The following is a 20179-nucleotide window of genomic DNA, read 5'->3' as shown; positions in this document are numbered from 1 at the left end:
TGACTCGATCTATTCCGCAACCATGAGCGAACTGATAATTAGTTTTTAATTATCAATAAAATCGCATTACTTCACAAAAACTCAAGATCGTCTCAACCCATTTCCAGCATCTATCCATAACTGTCTGACCACAAACTCGGATGATCTGCTTTGAGTGTGAGGACTCTTTCCAAATGTCAGCAAGTGTCTATGTTGTAGGTACCATGGATACCAAAGGCTCGGAATTAGCCTTTGTTCGGGATCAGTTATGTGATGCTGGAGTGTCTGTTAGGACTGTCGACGTGGGTACACTGAATCCACCTGTAATTCAGTCCGACGTCTCGCGCGAAGAGGTCCTCGCTGTGGGAGAAGAATTGGCAGAAACGGCAGCTGTAACCGAATTAAACACAGATCGCGCACAAGCAATTACAAGGATGGCGAATGCACTGAAATCATTTTTGCTGAAGGAATCGGCAAGTGGTAAGTTGTCCGGCGTGCTTGGCTTGGGAGGCAGCGGTGGAACCTCACTTATAACTACTGCCATGCGGGCTCTCCCCATTGGTCTGCCAAAACTGATGGTCTCCACGGTAGCGAGCGGCAATGTAGCCCCCTATGTGGACAGTAGCGATATTATCATGATGCATTCTGTGGTCGATGTGGCTGGACTCAATTCGGTATCTGAAACTGTGCTAGCCAATGCTGCCCACGCGATGGTCGGTATGGCTCGGCGCCCCCATTCCCGACCCCGTAGCCGCCCAACCCTTGGAATGACTATGTTTGGTGTTACAACGCCATGTGTCGACCAAGTCCGAAAGCAATTGGAATCGGAGGGTTATGATTGCTTGGTCTTTCATGCGACAGGTTCGGGGGGGCGGGCAATGGAGCAGTTGGTGGCTTCGGGACTAATTACAGGCGTACTAGATATCACTACGACGGAAGTCGCTGACGAAATTGTCGGTGGCGTTTTCCCCAGTGGTCCATTTCGCTTTGAGATGTTAATCAAAGCCAAAATTCCCTTGGTGCTTAGTCTGGGGGCCTTGGATATGGTGAACTTCGGATCCATAGAAACGGTGCCGTCTCAGTTTCGCGAACGACAACTTCATGTTCATAACGCTCAAGTCACACTCATGAGGACCACCGTTGAAGAAAACCTTAGGATAGCGGCGTTCATCGCGGAGAAATTGAATTCTTCTACAACTCCCTTGCGTGTGCTAATTCCAGAGGGAGGAGTTTCATTGCTTGATGCCCCTGGCCAGCCCTTTTATGATCCTCAGGTTGACAAGGCTCTGTTCCATGAGTTAGAGCGACGACTTCAAATCAGTTCAAATCGTCAATTAATTCGGCTTCCTTATCACATCAATTCCATTGAATTTTCAAAAGCTTTAGTCGAGCATTTTTTGGAAATTAATAGCTGTTTGTCGTAAAGCAATCAAGTTAAGCACTCGGGGTCTCTAAAGTGATGTGCGACATTTAGTCCCCTGCTCCACGTAAATTGAACAGGATACATATGCGAAATTCTCGTGAATTCACTCTGAACCGCTTACGCTCTAAAATTGCCCGGAAGGAACCGATTGTGGGTGGAGGTGCTGGAACTGGAATTAGTGCAAAATGCGAAGAGGCAGGTGGCATCGATTTGATCGTGATTTACAACTCCGGTCGCTATCGCATGGCGGGACGAGGATCGCTATCAGGTCTCCTCCCATTTGGTAATGCCAACGAAATTGTTAAGGAGATGGCTCGCGAAGTCCTTACGACTGTGACTCATACGCCTGTCATTGCGGGGGTGTGTGCAGTGGATCCGTTTATGCTCCGCGATCATTTTCTTAAAGAATTAATTGATTTAGGGTTCTCCGGAATCCAAAACTTTCCAACCGTCGGGTTGATCGACGGAAAGTTTCGAGCCAATCTGGAAGAGACTGGGATGGGATACGGGTTAGAAGTGGACTGTGTCGCGGCTGCACATCAACTAGGCATGCTTACAACACCCTATGTTTTCGACCAAGAACAAGCCGTGGCGATGACCAGGGCGGGAGCCGATATCTTGGTCGCTCATATGGGTCTCACCACCGGTGGTGCCATTGGTGCTGAGTCGGCTCTGCAGTTGAATGATTGCGTGGATCGGATCAATGCCATCGTCTCTGCTGGGCGCTCTATTCGTTCCGATGTGATCATACTGTGTCATGGGGGGCCGATCGCCATGCCACAAGACGCTCAATATATCTTAGATCATTGCGATATCCACGGCTTCTACGGTGCTAGTTCCATGGAGCGACTACCAACGGAGCAGGCAATCAAGAAGCAAGTGGTTGACTTCATGAAGTTAAAACTTTCGAAGTAGTTGTCCATACCTTCCGATTACTAACACGGGCTTCATATTCCGATATGATGAATTTCTCAAAACCAATAATAGTTATCGCTTGCATTTCATCTCGATAATCTGTCTGATCAAATACTATTCTGATACTAAATTGTCTCCAGATTTCCTGGAGTGAAGTGACGTCTTCTGGAGGAGTCTAACCTTGTCAATCTACCAACTTCGCCACAGTCGATTTCACTTTCTCCTGATTGTGGTCTGGGGCTTTTGTCTACTCGCATTCACCATGGAAGGGTCGCATGCCAAAACTCTCGCGCATTGCGGCCAAGGTTGGTTGGAAGAAATCGACGGTTATTTCGTCTTGCATCTCAAAGGGACACCCTACGAGATGGGATATCAGCACGGCACGTTGCTGAAACAACATGTGCGAGAGAATATGGCTCATATGATGAAGCTCGTGAAGGAAGAGCACATCTACGCGTGGGGTCCCTTCCACTTTACCCCCTATTCGACCATCCGTGGCATCGTTGAATTTCAACGGAAGCATGTTCCCCAAAAATACATCCAAGAACTCGCAGGGCTCGCTGAAGGCTCAGGATTGGACCTGCAAGATCTTGAAGTCGGAAACTTTATACCAGAATTGATGCACTGCAGTGGGTTCGCGGTGATGAACTCCGCCACATCTGAGGGCAAACTGTACCATGGGAGGGTACTCGACTACGCCACCAACTGGCGCCTGCAGGAACACGCTGTCCTGATCGTGGCCGAACCAACTGGGGGCATTCCGTTTGTGAACGTATCCTATGCAGGGTTTGTTGGCTCAGTCACAGGGATGAATTCGCAGCAGATCTCAATCGGAGAAATGGGTGGGCAAGGTTTGGGACATTGGGATGGTATACCGATGGCCCTGCTCGTACGGCAGGTCCTGGAATCTGCGGACGACCTTGACGACGCAATTGCAATATTTCGCGACCAACCGCGAACCTGTGAATATTTCTACGTGATCGCCGATGGCGAAACAAACGAAGCGGTTGCCCTGGAGGCCTCCTGGAACACATTCGCCACGATTCGCCCTGGACAAGCCGATGTTCGCTTGCCGAGACCTATCGCAGACGCTGTCATTCTCTCAGCGGGTGACCGCTACCATCGGCTCGTCGATCGCATTGAACAACTTCACGGCGACATCACCTCCGCCGAGGCGATTGGACTGATGAATTGCCCGGTAGCTATGAAATCCAATCTCCATAACGCGCTGTTTGAACCGCGGTCGACAAGTTTCTGGGTGGCCAACGCAACCCACGACAGGCAGCCCGCGGCAGAACAACCGTATCACGCGTTTAACTTGAAGGACTTACTCGCCCGAAAACCCTAAGCGTGACTGACTGGCACGGTGTAATTTGAAATTCCCCTTACACATGGACTTTTTACCAGTCCTTGCAAAGCTATTCCACCCCCACACCTGCCTCTGCTTGCTGCACGGCAAACGCTATCTGCTGATCTGTTAAATGACTCTTCTTCATGGCCTAAGTCTCCTAAAATTCTATGGCTAGTCTTCACCTCCAGATTCTCATAACCCATGGAGCAGTTCTTGAGAATCCGGCCAAGTGCCAGTGACATCGCTACACCGGTCACGCCCACATTAGGCAGTTAATCGCCAAAGGAGTAGCAGCTTCGAAGTGCGACTCCAGCAACTTGCCGCCAGGCCCCGTTGAGCTGAGGCAGAAACGACGTTTGATGGCGTTTTGATTTTCAGAATCAGTTTTGCAACGAAGGTATTCGAAGATATGTCGGTTTCGAGGCTTACAATGACCAGTGCCGGCAAACGAAGGTTTGATGCGACTTGTGCGGTCGCGTCGGCTACAGATCTGAACTGCTACAGCAATTGACTTGTCCTTGAGTAATATCTCGCACGACGCCCAGTCCGATAGACGTTCAACCGCGGCGAGCAAGCACAGTAGCACACGCCATCTCGGCAAGCTCGCGCCGACGATGGTGCAATCCGCGAAGGCAGGGTTAGGGGGCTGGTCAAGAAGAGCGATGTAGAATGGGTTTGGTCGCGGAGCAAAAACCCCGTCGCCGTTGATGCTCACCCACTTGATGCGTTGCCGCTGCGCAGTCAACCCATCCTACATGGCTGTCGCTTGCGAACTATGAGCGATGAGGCGACTAACGCTACGGAAACGAGGAGGAGTGTTGCGGGTTCGGGGATCGTGGAGAGTCGCACGTTGTCAATGTACGTCCGGTCGACTTCGGGAACATTGCTGTCCGACGAGGCGAGGGTGTAATCGGTCGCAATAACGATGCGTGTCAGGTCGTCGAGCACTGAATGCATTTCGGCATGTGTTGCCTGCGGCGCTGCAGGAGAATAGTTTTGCGAGAGGTTTGAAAACTTACGCCATCCGGCGGCAGAGGTTTCGTTCAGGGTGAAGCTGTAGTTCGTCCAGGATGTTGTTGGCAATGCGCCTTCATTGATGAGCGTGAATCCGGCCCCCTGCAATCCGACCCGCACATTGAAGATACCCGGAAAACCGGCGGGCTGATTGAGGTTATCGACCCGAAGATCGAACGAAAACGTCCCGTCGTATTCTGCGGGAATGAGGTACTTCGACGGCGACTGCACGTACGCCCAATCGGCCGTGTTATCCGTTGCGCCGATGTGTCCGGCCGGATTGCCTCCGACGGCAATCCAATCGAAATCCGTCGCGGTGTTCTGAAAGACCGTCCAGCCGTCCTTGTCGGTGTCAAATGTGCTGGTAACGTCGGCGTTGGCACAGGTGCCCATGAAGTAAGTCGTAATAATGGCGGCGGCAGCCGCTCCGCGGAGGCCAGTCCCGAAAAGAGCGTTCATAAGCGTGACCTCACTTTTGGCAGAAACTTTACTTTGTTATCCAAAGCGATATAGACTTTGAGGCTATCCTGCCCCAACAGGATTATCAATGCAAAACCGATCAATTTCCGGAAAAATCGACTGTTGATCCATGCGAATCCCCACTGACGGGCACGGGGGCCCCGGCCTTCGTTAGGTGATTTGAACGTGCTTTAGGGCCCTGTCGGACACGGACGCGTGGGTGTTCGATTTGGCCTCGGCCCACAGGACGAACCGACATTTGATACCAGATTCACCGAAGGGAGTATCGCTCCCATCGACCGGAAGCAGCGCAGCGGCGGGTGGTGCATGGCGAGATAGCTGGACCAGGAAGTCTCACCCATAGGCTGCCGCCGGACATTGAATTGTCGCCGTCAGAATACCTCGGGCTCTGACATAGAGGTCGCGCTCGCTTGGCCATCGTTCGTACTCCTGAGTTTTCGCAGGGAAACCCTCAGGCTAGCACGGGCGTCAAGAGGAGTTTCGAGGAACGGCTAAAGGTATTACAGGTTTTAATCGCAAATCGGATCTCGCCTGCCAGCCAACGAATCTTGATATTGATCTCGGCGACATTGATTCCGGATTTCCAGGGTCACTCAAATGCAGCGGTGCGATTTGGCGGCAGCTTGCTTGGCGAAGCCTCTTTACATTCGCGGTTGATTTGCTGCTCATAACCGGGGACAGGTCACAACCATTCCCGAGCCAACATCACTGGCGTTGTTATCTCTGTGCACTGTGATTGTATTTTGGCGAACTATACGTTAGCCATTTTAAGTCTGAGCACTCACGGAATGATAGGAGTCGGATACGGCTTTGCATCGGCCAGATACTTCCTCAGGAAGCGAGCCAACCGCATGCGAGATTGGGCAGCGACAATGTGCACGTGGTGAAACACTTCCTCGTCGACGTTAATCTTGATCCATCGCTGCTGTGGCACGGGAACGTCGTTTGGATTTTGATCTTGCATTTGAACGGAATTCGATTGATAAGACATCAAGATTGAAACCTCACTGCATTAAGGGGGATCGTGGTAGCACAGGGAAACGCCCGCTTTGGCCATTTCTTGCTGAACCCAACGGGGTAGGCCGGTCTGCACAGGCCGGTTTCCCCGTGCTTGAAAATAGTCTTGGGCTTTCTGGCTTAAATTGGTCTTCTTCAATCCTTCGACATCGACTTCGCCGTAATCTGGAACTGCTTTCGGACACGATCTCTTGCTTGCGGCAACGCTGTTCAGTCGTTCAATGCCCAAAGCCATGCGTCGAGCCTGTCGATACTCCTCGTATTGAGAGGAACAAGTTGACCTATGATAAGTCAACGTCGTTTCAGACGAATCCGATTCAGATCTGAACGAGTTACTAGCATCACCCTGTGTTCTAAGCGTTTGAATTACATATTTTTCTCTTTGTTCCACTTCCAGATCACTTCTTCTTGTGGATGTTCTCTCATCCCTTCTTCTATAGCTGTCATTATTCAGAGACACGCTCTGTAAGTTGTTGGAACTGATACTTTCTTGTCTACCTCTGTGAGGCTGAGATGTTCCCGTTTGTTTAGTCGGCTGATCGGCCTGCCGAGCCAAGTCTGGAGAACATGCCAGAAAATAACGCCTCGAATGCCCTTGCTTAGTCCTCGTTTTCCACTCTTTTTCGATGGGCACGATCAATCCCATTCTTTCGAGAATGTCACGGCGGATTTTGTAGCCGGAACCGCTGCAGCCGGGCCACTTACGCATGACCTTGGCGGCAGTCACATAGACGTTCCAACCACCCTCAGTGGGGACTCCGTGCTTCTTGGCATAGCGAAGAAAATGACACAGGAAATCGAGCAATTGAGGGTGATCCTCAACAAAATTCTTTGCGAGTTGCTCATTAAAGTGTTCTTTTTCAGCTCTCGTTATCGCCAAACAACTTGGCAAATTACGTTCATGGGTTGGAGGATGAGCATAAATCCATTCAACAATTTTGCGAGTTTGCTTGGCGACTTCACGAGTGCCCTTGGCCAAATCTTTTTGGACATCTTGCGATGTCTTTGCACCGGTTTGGTAAACCCACCCAATAAGCTTTTCTTCTGTTTCACTTTGTGGCAATCGCTGAACATTACAAAAATGCCACGCTAACCTTTTTGTCGCATCCACTCTTGTGCCGACAGTTTGAATGCCTAGCTCCCACAGTCGCTCTGCAGCTTGGACAGGGAATTTGACTGTCGGCAGGTCAATCAGCTCACGAAACTCTGCTTGGCGTGTCGTCCCCTGGCCTTCAGGAGGCACTCGAAATTTATAAGGGTTTCGAGCTGTCGTTGGATTCTCATACTTGATCTTGGCGACTGCGTTGTTCTCGTTTGGCAAACGTTCCTGAGTGATACCTTGCTGAGCAGCAAGACGTTCAGCTCGCTTGACCACACTCCTCCAGTTCACTCGCGGAAACTGCTTACTGCGGTAGCGGCGAATGAATGTTAGCCATCTGGACGGATCAAATCTTTCGCCAGGAATATATCCAAACGGCAGACGCATCCCTTTGTTCTCCCGGGGAAACAATTCGATTTTCCCGGACCTTTCTTCGACTCCTGCGAGATAGAATATTCTCTCGATCTCCTTGACTTTGATTTTGTGTGTGAGGAAGAATCGAAAATGCTTACCACCGGACGGTGTCTTACTGACGAGCAAATGTTTTCCACGGATTCCTAAACTTTTCAGTCTCTGCCGAATCCAGCGGCAACGTTGCTGGAAATCGCCAACATTCCCATTACGTAAATCGACATCGATCCCGACCCACCAAGTAATATCCCATGTCCTCGGTGCAACCCAGAGCGGATTGTTGTTTGGCAAGGTGTTGCCTAATAAGTGATTAAGAACTTGGGTTTCACTTAATCGTCCGTGAGGAGTCGTCCAATCTCGTGGATCAGCTGACTTACGTCGTGTGCACGCATAGAGAGGTCGTCCTGGGCAAAATAGTTCAACAAAGTCATCCAAGTCTGCCTGCGTTCCTCCGAGGAGACGAAGCCGTTCGGAGTCTGAGTAGCGAGATTTCGGCCGACCATCCTTGGTCAGCAGCGAAACCCGATTGATAGTTGATGCCGAAGAAGTCGTTTGCAACATTATGTGGTTCTCAAGTAGTTCCAGAAGTTTCATTAGTTCCAACTTCCAGCCCTACTGAATCACAAGTTCGACTTAGCCATCGGCATAATCAAGTTCAGCTCACAGCAACCTCCGCTTCACCATATCCTTCGTCAGGGTTTTGTCTGGTGAGTTCTTGGCTTGACCGAGGATATGCAGCGTACGACGCATTACTCGATCCGTGACGTCGGCGAGCAATGCGATCGTCGTTTCAGCATCATCGACGAATAGGTCAAGCTCCTCGCACCGATCGCAGCACCACTCGTCATACTCGACGCCGTCTGGCTTTTCCGTCGGAACAATATCTTGAAACCGTTCTAACATCATGGTTTCAATTTTCTGCCGTCCCGTCTGATGCTCGACAAGTGCCGACAAGCCGATCCAATTCAATGGATATTGCTCCATGGCTTTGAGCAGCCGTTCGTCCAGGCTTTTGCGAGACAAAGTGTGTAACTCGTCCATGGCAATAATTTGAATGTAACCCCTGGTCCACTTCAAATTGTAGATCATTTCTTCAAGTTCTCTAACTTCAAGCCGCGGGCAGTCGATCATCCTATAATTGAATTTCAAGGACTTGCGTTCGGATTCTTCATCAAGAAAAATCTCGGCCATTTCTTCCCATCCTCCATGGCCGTGAATATGGTAGTCGTCCTGGCACATCGCACATTGCCAGCACGGGTCATGGGTGTTGGGATCAAGGTTTAAGCAACCCATCGATTTCATGGCGAGTTCCATACTCGCCGTCTTTCCGCTTCCTGGGTCTCCAATAATCACGGCGGAGTATCCAGACGTCCTTCCTTCGAACCTTATTCCTCGAATCATATCGTGCCAGTACTGCTTTACTCGTTTATTGCCAGCGATGTCTTTCCACCGCCTAGGAAACCACTTCCCTGACGGAATTACAGCTGTTGCATTCATTTTCTTATTTCCTATTCTTGGAATCGATTTTATTAAAACGGCTTGTCATACCTTCACCCACGTCAGCGTCGTCGGGCGACGTTAACTTATGTATTGAAGGGTCATTAGGTGCACGACGGCGTCCTGACATTGATGCTTCGTCGTCGTCATGACTTGTCAATTTGCTGATGGTGATAGTTCGGTCATCAGGTCCTCGAATGCGAACGATGCGAAACTGCAGGTAATGCTCAATTACTTCGATCTGACCATTAAGTCGACGACTGAGCTGACTTGCGTTCGATGGCCACAACTTCGATTTAGTATCGAGATCGCTCTTTCTTGCGACTCTGGAAAGGTTCTCCAAAAGAGCCGTTGCAGTACCCGAGAAGTGATTTCCGTTTCGGCGAAGGAATGACTCCAGTGCATCGAGTAGAGGGTCGTCGTCCAAAAGATCCAACAGATCGACTTCGACTCGTTCGTCTTGCCAAGCTCTACCCGTCAAGAAACAGATGAGTCGATTTAACTCTTGAATATGAGGAAGGATCCCACAGCTTTCCCAGGCAAACTTGGCCAGCTCGGCGGAGCACCGCTCGCTTTTAATGGGAACCACTCGCTGACGCTCCACTGGCCCGCCAAGGGGCAGGGTAATCATAGGTATCCCTATATGGTTGACATATAACACCGGATTGCTATTGAGAACTGCGTTGACGAGTTGTTCGTCTCGTCGGATATCAATTTGACTCTCGTCGCTCACCGCACACCTCCTATCGCGTGATGTTGACGAGAGGTGTGACAGCGTTGACTTAGAGAGGTCAGTCGAGCGTGCACTGAATCTGCACTGAATAGTTGCCAAACTTGGCAATTCCTGCTATTCTTGCGGTCGTTAGACACCGTAAATTGCAGGGTTTTTCGATAAGATCGCTCACTCCGAAGCCGAAGGTTAGTGGTTCGAACCCACTCGGGGATACTTTCTTTTAAGGGGTCTACGAAGCTCGCGTACCTTACTCAAAGCGGGGTGGACTGCGTACTGGTCTGCATGATTCGTTGAGAATGCATGCTGGAATATCCGCGGCCGGACTTGTATATCCGTCTTTAAGAACAACTACTTATTAGCGCCTCATGACGCACCCTCAGCAGCCTGCGCCACCTCCTTCAGTTTTGGCAAATCGAAACTTGCGGCGGCTGGTCCAATCGACTGCAGGTTGGGAACGTCCGAATTCGCATCGGCCGTGAACATTGACGAGTGCAGGAAAGATGCGCTTCGACCTTTCGGTTCGGAACCGACCACGGAACTGCATCCAGCCAAACTTGAACGGTTTTATGACGACAACGTGAAACGGCTGCTAACCGCCACTCACCCTCACACTTATCTGGTCGTGCCAATCAATCTGCCGTGACCGACCAGTTGTAGTATCGATGCATCCTGGTAAGGTAAACGATTAAATTACTACTCTTAACTAGTTCTATCTGCTCGCCTAACCAAGCTGGCCGCGCTAGCCCACAATCTCACACCCGTGAATAAGGACTGCTGCAATGACAATTCTGGCTCGGCCTACGACCGTCCTCGAAATCATCGGTAATTCTCGCAAGCACCTCGCTTGGTTCGCACTCTTCACGGCCGGCGTCCTCGCGCAGCGCACGATGGCCCAGCCGACCAGTCAAGCGCCAGCGAATCAGACCCCGGCGACCGCCCCCGCTGGCGACGAGATGACAGCGATCCCGATCCCAGCACAGCCCGACGCCATCGAACTCGGCACGGGCCCTCTATCCAATGCCACCGCCCCGGAATCGTGGCACAGTCAGTACGGATCGATGTTCGCCCGCAACGTCACCGTCGCCACTCTGACTCCCTTCCTGCCGGACCCGTCGAAAGCAACGGGCGCGGCGGTAATCGTCGCGCCAGGCGGTGGCTTCCGCACTCTCTCAATGGAAAACGAGGGCTGGAATGTGGCCCGCGCACTCGCCGATCAGGGGGTCGCCGCATTCGTCCTTAAATACCGTCTCAACCAAACGCCGGCAGATCTCGATGAATACGCGAAGACACCAATGGGCGGACCACCTCCCAGCGCAAACGTGGGCGGGCGTTCGGCGACGCGCCCTTCTACCGAAGACATGGCCGTGCGAATCGCGCCGATGATCGCTGACGCCAACGCCGCCTTCGCCCTCGTCCGCGCCAACGCGGCAAAGTGGCATGTCGATCCGGACCGCATCGGCATGATCGGCTTCTCGGCCGGTGCCATGCTGACCATGGCCACCACCCTCAACAGCAGCGAGGCCAAACCGGCCTTCATTGCAAACATCTACGGACCCCTGTCGGCAATGGATGTCCCGCGCGACGCACCACCACTCTTCGTCGCCTTAGCCGCCGACGATCCGCTCTTTGGCGGCACGAACTTTGGCCTGATCGAAAGTTGGCATCAGGCCAAACACCCCGTGGAGTTTCACTATTACGAACAAGGGGGCCATGGCTTTGGCATGTACCAAAAAACGACCACCAGCACTGGCTGGTTCGATGCCTACGTCAAGTGGCTGGCCATGCACGGCTACCTCAAGCCCAAAAACTAGCTTTTAGGCCTCAGGAATCGCTTTCTGAGGCGCCTAGAAGACCCACCAGCGAATACGATTATCAGCAATCTCGAAGGCTTTAATCAGCCTTGACAGGATTTGCCAAGGAGAAGGCGAAGACCGGCTCTCAGCGCGCTGAGGTGAAACGCGCCGCTTACACTTTGGGGCAGCGAAAAATCGAGCTCAAATTGAGGATACTTAGTGGCTGGCGAAGGCCTGTGTTCACGACCAAGGGCCAACCGACATCGGTCACTAAGTATTACGGACCAACTCCATATTAGGCATTCGCTTTGGTTCCCAGCCCATACCAGAATGACCGTCTGGAAATGGGGTGAAATCTGACCTAAGGATTGGCTTAAACCTGCCGTCTGAGTTAACTCTCTACTGAGCCCTTTAGAATAGCTATCCCACTTGGGTCATTTCGGATTAGATGGCCATTTCACTCGCTATGCGGACTGAGGGTGTGTTAAAGTTAAGTTAGATCAATCAGGGATTCCAAGCATGATGGCCCGGTAGGTCAATTCATTGCCCATAGCAGCATTGAGTAACGCTATTGCCATGAAGTATTCCGCGGCGGCATCGATGGCCAACAATTCCGCATCGAAGGCAGCGATTTCACGTAAGTTGACGGTCAAGATATCGGAATCGCCGCGAGCTAAACGCTTTCTTTCCGCATCGGCCATTTCATCTGCGAGCTGAGCGCCTCGTTTCGCTTGCTTGAGAGCTGCTAAATTCGCATCGAGTGCCGTGCGGTAGTTTTGCACCTGAGCAACGATGGTTTGCTCTAATAGTTGTCGCTTTGCTGCTAGCTGGGCTAATTTGCCTCGGGCTGTTTGTAATTTTCCCAATGCCTCACTGCGCTGCAGAGGTACGTCAAGCAAGACGCCTGCTTCCAACTCGGCAGGCGATTTATCTCGCTTGAAGCTCGTCGGTGCTCCAACGTCCTGTGACGCCGTGAAGAGCCCAGTCATCGAGGGAAGTGTCAGATTGGAAGCTTGCTCGACTTCGACTCGTTGCTTTTCTTGTTCTAAACCGATGAGAATTAGTTCCGGCCGCGAACTCAACGCGATCGCAATCTGTTCTTCCTCGATGTCTTGTGCAAGCTCTTCCTCAACGGGAAAACCCGACGGCATTTGTTCTTGGGAAGCCAGCAGCGGGATTCCACGAGGATCGCGCAAGTACAAAGAGAGTTTGATGACCGCTTGTTGAAGTTTTCTCTCTGACTCGATGAGCTTGGCTTGTCGAGAAACGATCAATCGCTCGTTATCAACGATATCAATGGCCGCGATTTCGCCTTTCGCAACGCGTTGTTCGATGCCAGCTTGCCGTTCGACGGCGAGGTCCAGGTTCTGCTTGGAAATTTTGACACGCTGTCCGGCGGCGACCCACTCCCAATAGGCGATCGATGCGGCGCGAACAGAATCGATGACTTCCAGCTGAAAAATAGGTTCCGCCGATGCATTATCCAACTGCGCTAACAGGACTGCGGCGCGGCGTTTATCAATATCTCGGTCTCTCACAAACGGGACCGCGACCCCCACCTTAAATTCGCCCCCCGCGTTGGTCTGTCGTTCCAAATACCAAGGTTCAAACGACCCACGCCCTAATCGATACTCGGCAAAAGTTTGCGTACCATTCCATTGATACTGTTTGACGCCGAGTCGATAACGATAGTTCTCATAATATCCCAGCGGCTCGGTCATGATGTCGCCAAAGAGCATCTGGTCAAACTCGCCCGCTGCGCTCAATTGCTTTCCAGCCGTAATCTGCTGTTCTCGGGCTGCGGCATCCAGCGACGGGTAGCTAGCAAACACGGCCGTAATCACGTCATCGAGTGAAATTGGTGCATCCGGGGGCGGCAGTATTTCTGGAATCGCAACTTCTGGAATCGCAGCGGAATCAATTTCGACTTCGGCGGGATTCAGCAGCAACTCCGAGGGCATCGGCAGTTCCGTCGTTTGGCTCGCTTGAACGACAGGCGACTGAACTGTCGCATTCAAATCCTCTAGGAAAGTTGCCTGCAAATCGAGCGCAGTCGCCTCTGCCTGAGTTTTGGCATCTGACGTGAGGGAATCTATTGCTAGCGGTTCCGTTTTCGCGATGGTTGGTTTCGCGATGGTTTGTTGCGCGCGGACATCATCACGGGCAGAGCGACAGCCTATCGCTGCCGCTGAAATTGCTAGCAGGATCCAGAGAAGAGTCTTCAAAACTTGACCTTGGGAACTTTACTTTTTGAATCGTCGTCTTTTGGTTCCGAAGATGACACAACCGGAGGAAATCCGTTCAATTGACGCCAGAATTCGTAGCCTAACGTTACCTGATTTAGCAAAACCCACCCGTTTGCCCGGACACCTTGGCGGAGATAGTTGTCAGATGGCCATTCCGAGGCGTCATCGGGCAATGCCAGCACACGAAACTGACCTTTGCCATTGTCCGTTGCATCGACGTTGACAATGGTTCCGCCGAAGGTACCCACGGCAACGGAAGGCCAGCCAGCAAATTGCACGGCAGGCCAACCCTCAAACTGCAAGCGCACATGCTTGCCCGGTGTGACCAAAGGGGCGTCGTTTCCAGAGAGCCAAATTTCAACGGCCCGATCCGCGGTTTCTGGTACGAGGACAAATAGCGGATCGCCCTGCTTAACAAGTTCCCCTCCCTCGTTGGCCAGAAGTCGTACGAGCGTGCCATCACGAGGAGCAGTAATGACCTGGTTACGCTGCTTGGCCAATTTCCCTTCGATCTCGCTGAGTTCTTTTTCGGCGATCGCGACATCGCCCAGGGCTTTTTGGCGTTCGGCTTGGGTGGTAGCGATATAACCCGTTGCCTCACGCTCTTTTTGGCTGAGCATGGACTTTTTGGCTTCGAGCGCGCTTTCCGCCGAAGCAAGATAAGCGCTCGCTTGCTTGAGCTTGGCATCGGCCTCGTTAAGCTTTCGCTGCGCGATTTCCACATCCTGGGGTGAGGCCAGGCGATCTGCCAACAAGCTATTTTTTCTCTCAAAATAAGCCAGAGATTGGGTGTAAGCCGCTTCCGCGGCAATGATGCCTTGATTTTCGGCAATCACTTTTTGCTCGGCCATCTCGACTTCTTGGCGAGCGCCTGCGATTGCCATTTTTTGGGCATCCGTTATTGCTTGTAATTTTTCGGCGTAAGCCGAGGCCACAACCTTTGCCGCTTCGAGCTTTTGTTTGACGGCATCACGCTGCAATTCGTACCTCTGAAGTGCTTGGGGATCGACGTCGCGTATCTCGACGATTTTTTGGCCCTTTGTTACCTTCGCCCCTTCGCGAATTCCCTCGCCCCATTGATAGACGATGCCTGAAATATTGGCCTGAACCGTTTGTTGGCGTTCCAAAGGTGCATAAGCAACCACTTTACCGGTTCCTTTTACCGATTGTTGCCAGGGGGCAAACAACAGCGCAAACATGGTCATCACCATCAGTAGCATCAGCGCCTTGGCGATTCTTCGGGGGGTTCGTGGTGATGTGACCAATCGCAGTGCCGGGATGGCCCGCTCTTGATAGTGAGCATGCATGCGCAAAGCCCTTCTATATATGATGAAGCTTATAATTCCTGAGCCGTGGGAGAGCCTAAGGGTGAGATCGTCAACGTGCCGTCCAGGGAAAGCTCCAGTTGTCGTTCAAAGTAAGCGAGGACGTCTTGCCGGCCCGTTCCAATAATGACAGTCACGTCATACCCTGGCGCAAGCAATCCTGGCATAACTTTTCTCAGCGTATGGTCAGTCAATTTGTCGAGCAGGCCGTCGACAATCAACAAGCGTGGATGACCCGCCAAACCGCGAGCGATCATCAATTGCACGACCTGATCCGAGCAAAAAGGAGCGCCGTTTGTCTGGACCGTCGAAGCCAAACCGTCAGGCAAATTGAGCATGTCATCAAGCAAACCGACCGATTGGAGCGAATTGCGCATGTCCGACTCGCTCACTTCGCTGCGCCCGATATGCAAGTTTTCAGCAATGGTTCCAGCGAAGACTTCGACATCGCGTAGCAGCACGACTTGAGCACGTAAACTATCAAGCCGCAGGCGACGAATATCGTGGCCATCCACTTCCACTTGCCCATAAATGGAAGTCTGATAGCCAGCCAATCCTTCCAGGAGTTCTGCTCGTCCTGCTAAAGACTCGGCAACGATTGCCCACTTTTGCCCGGGCTTAATTGTGATCGCTGTGGATTCCGCGGAATGATTCGTCGCGTCTGAAGCATGAGGCCCGTTGTGAATGCGCACCAAAATTCCAGACTCCGTTCTCGGTAGTTCAATGCCGTCGATACGCTCCAGGGGCATGTCGAGCAAATGACCCAATTTGTCCATCGATGCCATGACATCATAAAATCCTTCAAGATGCTTGCCTATTTTTGCAAAGGAACCCACGATCAGAGTCACAATCAATTCCGCGGCTACAAGTTGTCCCAGAGTCAGTTGTCCGTTAATGACCAGCCAACCGCCCAGGCCCAATAGCACGGTGCTGGCGAGCGCCTGCACGAACAATGCGCATACGATTTGACGGATGAGAATTCGGAAATGGCTGGCCCGAGCAATCAAATACTCGGTGACAAATCGATCAGCTCTGTCGAGTGCAAAGGCGAGCCCGCCCCGGGAGCGAAAGAGCGTTGGATGTCTCGCTAATTCCTCAAGCCAACTTGCTGTCTTGTACTTCTGTCGCGATTCATCGATGCTGGTCGCAACGGCATTACGGCCCAAGAAGAAAACGATGACCGCCATCAACAGGATTAAGAAGGCGTCGAATCCCAAAAATACCGGGTGGTAGAAGGCAATGACGCTCATGCCCACTACGGTCTGAAGGACCAGTGATGTCCCGTCGAGCAGGAGTTGTGTTGTCACCTTTTGAACCGTAACCATTTCAAAGTAACGATTCACAAGCTCGGGACCATAATGTGTTTGCCAAAAATCGGCCTGCACGCGGGGGATCCTGTACGCCAGATCAGCCGTGACGCGAACAAACAGCCGCCTTTGAATAATTTCGGCAACATAAGTCTGCACCGCACGTAGGCAGGCTGAAAATGCCATAAAAACAAACAGGATCGCTGCTAAAACAATCACCGGCTGCACGAATTGACCAAACGCAACCGTATTGACCAAGGCTTCAATCGCAATCGGTGTGGAAAGCGCGAGAACACCGACAAACAACGCAAAAACAAGGATGACTGCGATATCGCTTTTTTCGGGCGCGAGCAAAGTCATATATCGCGCGAGCGGCTTCCGTTCGTGGTGGTCCTCCGAGGCCAGGGCACTGCACGGATAGCAAGACTGTAGCGACAACCACTGGACCGCCCCTGTCGCGCTGTCAAGTAAAGAGCGAATGGCTTTACCACTTGATCGACGAAAGTCACCGTTGGCGTTCGAATCCACAAGTTGGATGTGGCCATCGCCGTGATCGACGAGCAACAGCCAGCTCAATTCTCCATCAGCATTTCTCCAGACGGCTCCTACAGGCGCTCCGTAACGCACAAGGTGACCTGCCTCCTCCGGAGATATTTTTAAATGGTCGATGCGGATTTTTAGAGACGGCCCTGTAGCGATTAACTTGGCCGTGTAATCTTCCAGATCAAAAGATTCGCCTTGTTGATCAGAGTTCAGACCTCCGATCACTCGTCTGAGTTCAGCGCGATCAATTTGAAGATCCATTTCGACCGAAGCAAGAGTCAGAAACTCCAATACTGCCTCGGTCGACTGCGACTGCTGACCTAGAATATCGCCAGGACTTTCCATAGCACCTGAATTCATAAGAGTGCGCCCAATAATTCGAAAAATTAATGAATAACCAATTCTGCAAAACACTCGAATTTGGGTTTCCTAGAACACAATTGAATACAGGATTTTCTCAACAAATCAACTAGTCTCCTCTCGAACGCAAATTGCTGCAATTCAGTGCCGGAAAGTGTGTCTTTACTTTGCAGCTGAGCTTAGCAAGATGAGTCGAGGCAATCTTGCAGCTTGGCGATTACCTGTCTAATAACCTCATTTTGTGACACATTGTCTGTTGAGATAGTTAAGGTGGGATCGTGCGGCTCATCGTAGGTTGAGGTCACGCCAGGGAAATCAGCAATTTCTCCGCGTTCAGCGGCCAAGTAACGTCCTGTCTTGTCGCGCTGCTTACAGACTTCCAGAGAAGCGGTGAGGTGGATGTGAATAAAACGCTGAGGGCTGATCCGTTGTTTTACGCGTTGCCGAATATCGTCCTGGGGCGCGACGAACGCAGCGATGCAGACAATACCAGAGTCGTTCAGGAGCTTGGCAATTTCTGCAGCACGTCGTAGGTTCTCGGAACGTTCTTCGGCCGAGAAACCCAGATCGCGACTGATACCGAATCTCATGTTCTGTCCATCGAGCAGAACACACTTCTTGCCGGTATCGAAGAGGTATTTTTCTAGCCCTAAAGCAACTGACGTCTTTCCGGAACCGCTCAAACCAGTGATCAACACCGTAAACGGCCGCTGCTGATAGCGACTTTCTCGATCCTTATCGGAGACAAGACTAATAGCACGCTCAAGCCGGGCGCTGGCTGGTTGCTCATCCCAGTGCTCCTCGCCACCTGCGTCGGGATCCGTATCAAGAAACATTCCAGCAGCGACGGTCTCATGAGTGATGCGATCGACCAAAATGAAGGAACCTGTCTCTCGATTCCGGCGATAGGGGTCAAATATAACGGGATCACGAAGTAAAACCTCGCAACGACCGATTTCGTTCAACTTTAAGGCTACGCCAGGTGTCCGATGCAGAGTATTCACATCAATAACATACCGAACCGCACTGATTTCACCTGAAGTGCGCCGTGTAGTATGTTTTAGCCAGTACTGCTTGTGCGGCACCATCGCCTGCTCCGACATCCACACGATCATCGCATCTACCTGTCGGCTAACGCGTGGGCGGTTACCTGGCCGAGCAAGCATGTCACCTCGCGAGACGTCAATCTCATCAGCTAGCGTAACGGTCACCGATTGGGGCGTGCTAGCCTCGAGCAGGTCGCCATCTCGAGTGACAATTCGCTTGACAAATGTTTTCTTATTCGAGGGGAGTACCACTACTTCATCATTCACACGAAGTGTTCCCGACGCGATTGTTCCGGAGAAGCCACGGAAGTCGGAATTCGGTCGATTGACCAATTGGACGGGAAATCGCAGTTCGCGGCAATTTGCATCAGCGCCGATGTAAACCGTTTCTAATAATTGCAGCAGTGAGCCATTTTCGTACCACAGCATATTGGAACTCGGAATGGCAACATTGTCCCCGCGTAAGGCGGAAAGCGGTACAAATCGGATGTCTGGGATCTCCAATTTTCTGGCGAATTCTCTGAAATCAGCGCAGATGCGTGTGAAGACTGATTGATCGTAATTGACCAAGTCCATCTTATTTACGGCCAGCACCACATGTTTGATACCAAGGAGTGAAACAATGAAGGAGTGCCGTTTGGTCTGTGACAACAGGCCTTTGCTGGCGTCGACGAGAATCAATGCCAGATTAGCAGTCGACGCACCAGTGCTCATGTTGCGTGTAAACTGTTCGTGGCCAGGCGTGTCGGCAATGATGAACTTCCGCTTGGACGTGGTGAAATACCGGTACGCGACATCGATCGTAATGCCCTGCTGTCGTTCGTCTTCAAGCCCGTCGAGCAGTAAGGCGCAATCCATTTCCTCGCCATGTGTACCATGCCTTCGACTTTCGCTCTGTAACGCAGCGATTTGGTCGTCGTAAACCGACCCTGTTTCGAGAAGCAGCCGACCTATGAGCGTACTCTTGCCATCGTCGACGCTACCGCAAGTGATGAAACGCAGGAGTTCCTTCCTCGAATGTTCGGCCAACAAGAGTTCGCCGGCAATGTCGACGCTATTTACGGCTTCAGATGCTAACATGAAATATTCCGTAGGTTCCGAGAATGTGGAATCAGTTTCCACAGTTGATTGTTTAGAAGTACCCTTGCCGCTTCTTACGCTCCATGGCCGCCATTTCGTCCCGATCAATCGCTCGGCCTTGCCGTTCAGAGACACGTGTCGTCAACATCTCGTGTACAATCGCTTCGACTGTAGTCGCCGTCGACTCAATCGCACCCGTGACCGGATAGCAGCCGAGCGTACGGAAGCGAACGGTCATAACTTCGGGCACCTCGCCGTCTTGTAGCCTCATACGGTCGTCGTCTACTACGATCAGGTCCCCATCGCGACGGATAGTAGGGCGTGGTTTTGCAAAATAGAGCGGGACGATGGGAATGTGTTCCTGCAGAATGTATTGCCACACGTCCAGTTCGGTCCAATTTGAGAGTGGGAATACGCGTAGGCATTCGTCCGACTTTTTCCAGGTGTTGTAGAGATGCCACAACTCAGGTCGTTGGTTGCGGGGGTCCCATCTATGCTGGCGATCGCGGAAAGAGAAGATTCGCTCTTTCGCTCTTTCGCTCGTGAGCGCTCCTCGTCGC

15 protein-coding genes are annotated in these 20179 nt (G+C 51.7%); 5 read left to right on the top strand and 10 right to left on the bottom strand.

Going from position 1 to position 20179, the window contains the following annotated elements:
* Positions 1–173: 173 nt before the first annotated feature.
* The 3 genes from SH678x_RS02780 to SH678x_RS02770 all read left to right on the top strand — a co-directional run bounded on the left by SH678x_RS02780 (position 174) and on the right by SH678x_RS02770 (position 3665).
* The gene (locus SH678x_RS02780) at positions 174–1403 is read left to right on the top strand and encodes a Tm-1-like ATP-binding domain-containing protein (RefSeq protein ID WP_496921358.1); all 1230 of its coding nucleotides are present in this window, start codon (positions 174–176) and stop codon (positions 1401–1403) included.
* Positions 1404–1486: 83 nt separating this feature from the next.
* On the top strand, positions 1487–2317 hold the full coding sequence (locus SH678x_RS02775) for a phosphoenolpyruvate hydrolase family protein (protein ID WP_496921357.1): 831 nt from the start codon (positions 1487–1489) through the stop codon (positions 2315–2317).
* Between the two features lie 181 nt (positions 2318–2498).
* Entirely contained in the window at positions 2499–3665 is a 1167-nt protein-coding gene (locus SH678x_RS02770) for a C45 family autoproteolytic acyltransferase/hydrolase (RefSeq protein WP_496921356.1), read from the top strand.
* Positions 3666–4409: 744 nt separating this feature from the next.
* Here SH678x_RS02770 and SH678x_RS02765 read toward each other — a convergent pair.
* Positions 4410–5141, bottom strand: coding sequence for a laminin B domain-containing protein (locus SH678x_RS02765; RefSeq protein WP_496921355.1), 732 nt, complete (start codon positions 5139–5141; stop codon positions 4410–4412).
* A 711-nt stretch (positions 5142–5852) separates the two neighbouring features.
* Here SH678x_RS02765 and SH678x_RS02760 point away from each other — a divergent pair.
* Positions 5853–5924: a PEP-CTERM sorting domain-containing protein gene (locus SH678x_RS02760; RefSeq protein ID WP_496923052.1), complete on the top strand. Its 72-nt coding sequence runs from the start codon at positions 5853–5855 to the stop codon at positions 5922–5924.
* A 19-nt stretch (positions 5925–5943) separates the two neighbouring features.
* Here the strand turns inward: SH678x_RS02760 and SH678x_RS02755 are convergent, their stop codons facing one another.
* The 4 genes from SH678x_RS02755 to SH678x_RS02740 all read right to left on the bottom strand — a co-directional run bounded on the left by SH678x_RS02755 (position 5944) and on the right by SH678x_RS02740 (position 9919).
* Positions 5944–6153, bottom strand: coding sequence for a hypothetical protein (locus SH678x_RS02755; protein ID WP_496921354.1), 210 nt, complete (start codon positions 6151–6153; stop codon positions 5944–5946).
* Positions 6154–6174: 21 nt separating this feature from the next.
* Positions 6175–8283 (bottom strand): hypothetical protein, encoded by a 2109-nt coding sequence (locus SH678x_RS02750; RefSeq protein WP_496921353.1) that lies wholly within the window; start codon positions 8281–8283, stop codon positions 6175–6177.
* Positions 8284–8349: 66 nt separating this feature from the next.
* A complete protein-coding gene (locus tag SH678x_RS02745) occupies positions 8350–9186 on the bottom strand; it encodes a hypothetical protein (RefSeq protein WP_496921352.1) in 837 nt (278 codons plus the stop codon).
* Between the two features lie 4 nt (positions 9187–9190).
* Positions 9191–9919 carry an AICE-type RepA C-terminal domain-containing protein gene (locus tag SH678x_RS02740; protein WP_496921351.1) on the bottom strand — a complete coding sequence of 243 codons (729 nt, stop codon included), beginning with the start codon at positions 9917–9919 and terminating at the stop codon, positions 9191–9193.
* Between the two features lie 779 nt (positions 9920–10698).
* Here SH678x_RS02740 and SH678x_RS02735 point away from each other — a divergent pair.
* Positions 10699–11730 carry an alpha/beta hydrolase gene (locus SH678x_RS02735; protein ID WP_496921350.1) on the top strand — a complete coding sequence of 344 codons (1032 nt, stop codon included), beginning with the start codon at positions 10699–10701 and terminating at the stop codon, positions 11728–11730.
* A 482-nt stretch (positions 11731–12212) separates the two neighbouring features.
* Here the strand turns inward: SH678x_RS02735 and SH678x_RS02730 are convergent, their stop codons facing one another.
* The 5 genes from SH678x_RS02730 to cysD all read right to left on the bottom strand — a co-directional run bounded on the left by SH678x_RS02730 (position 12213) and on the right by cysD (position 20139).
* Positions 12213–13937 carry a TolC family protein gene (locus SH678x_RS02730; RefSeq protein ID WP_496919145.1) on the bottom strand — a complete coding sequence of 575 codons (1725 nt, stop codon included), beginning with the start codon at positions 13935–13937 and terminating at the stop codon, positions 12213–12215.
* Entirely contained in the window at positions 13934–15265 is a 1332-nt protein-coding gene (locus SH678x_RS02725) for an HlyD family secretion protein (RefSeq protein ID WP_496919146.1), read from the bottom strand. The genes SH678x_RS02730 and SH678x_RS02725 overlap by 4 nt, the downstream gene beginning before the upstream one ends.
* Before the next feature lie 29 nt (positions 15266–15294).
* Entirely contained in the window at positions 15295–17493 is a 2199-nt protein-coding gene (locus SH678x_RS02720; RefSeq protein ID WP_496919147.1) for a peptidase domain-containing ABC transporter, read from the bottom strand.
* Positions 17494–17672: 179 nt separating this feature from the next.
* Positions 17673–19619, bottom strand: coding sequence for a sulfate adenylyltransferase subunit CysN (cysN, locus tag SH678x_RS02715; protein ID WP_496921349.1), 1947 nt, complete (start codon positions 19617–19619; stop codon positions 17673–17675).
* Between the two features lie 52 nt (positions 19620–19671).
* A complete protein-coding gene (gene cysD, locus SH678x_RS02710) occupies positions 19672–20139 on the bottom strand; it encodes a sulfate adenylyltransferase subunit CysD (protein ID WP_496923051.1) in 468 nt (155 codons plus the stop codon).
* Between the last annotated feature and the right edge of the window lie 40 nt (positions 20140–20179).

Source organism: Bythopirellula superficialaquae (genome assembly GCF_059632245.1).
Note: the sequence above shows the minus strand (reverse complement) of the source record. Positions and strands in the feature narration are given on the sequence as shown.

What these genes read in the sequence shown, in the direction of transcription:
- SH678x_RS02765 (WP_496921355.1), bottom strand. Translation starts at nt 5,141, where the DNA reads ATGAACGCTCTTTTCGGGACTGGCCTCCGCGGAGCGGCTGCCGCCGCC.
- SH678x_RS02725 (WP_496919146.1), bottom strand. Translation starts at nt 15,265, where the DNA reads ATGCATGCTCACTATCAAGAGCGGGCCATCCCGGCACTGCGATTGGTC.
- SH678x_RS02720 (WP_496919147.1), bottom strand. Translation starts at nt 17,493, where the DNA reads ATGAATTCAGGTGCTATGGAAAGTCCTGGCGATATTCTAGGTCAGCAG.
- SH678x_RS02775 (WP_496921357.1), top strand. Translation starts at nt 1,487, where the DNA reads ATGCGAAATTCTCGTGAATTCACTCTGAACCGCTTACGCTCTAAAATT.
- SH678x_RS02735 (WP_496921350.1), top strand. Translation starts at nt 10,699, where the DNA reads ATGACAATTCTGGCTCGGCCTACGACCGTCCTCGAAATCATCGGTAAT.
- SH678x_RS02745 (WP_496921352.1), bottom strand. Translation starts at nt 9,186, where the DNA reads ATGAATGCAACAGCTGTAATTCCGTCAGGGAAGTGGTTTCCTAGGCGG.
- SH678x_RS02750 (WP_496921353.1), bottom strand. Translation starts at nt 8,283, where the DNA reads ATGAAACTTCTGGAACTACTTGAGAACCACATAATGTTGCAAACGACT.
- SH678x_RS02755 (WP_496921354.1), bottom strand. Translation starts at nt 6,153, where the DNA reads ATGTCTTATCAATCGAATTCCGTTCAAATGCAAGATCAAAATCCAAAC.
- cysN (WP_496921349.1), bottom strand. Translation starts at nt 19,619, where the DNA reads ATGTTAGCATCTGAAGCCGTAAATAGCGTCGACATTGCCGGCGAACTC.
- SH678x_RS02780 (WP_496921358.1), top strand. Translation starts at nt 174, where the DNA reads ATGTCAGCAAGTGTCTATGTTGTAGGTACCATGGATACCAAAGGCTCG.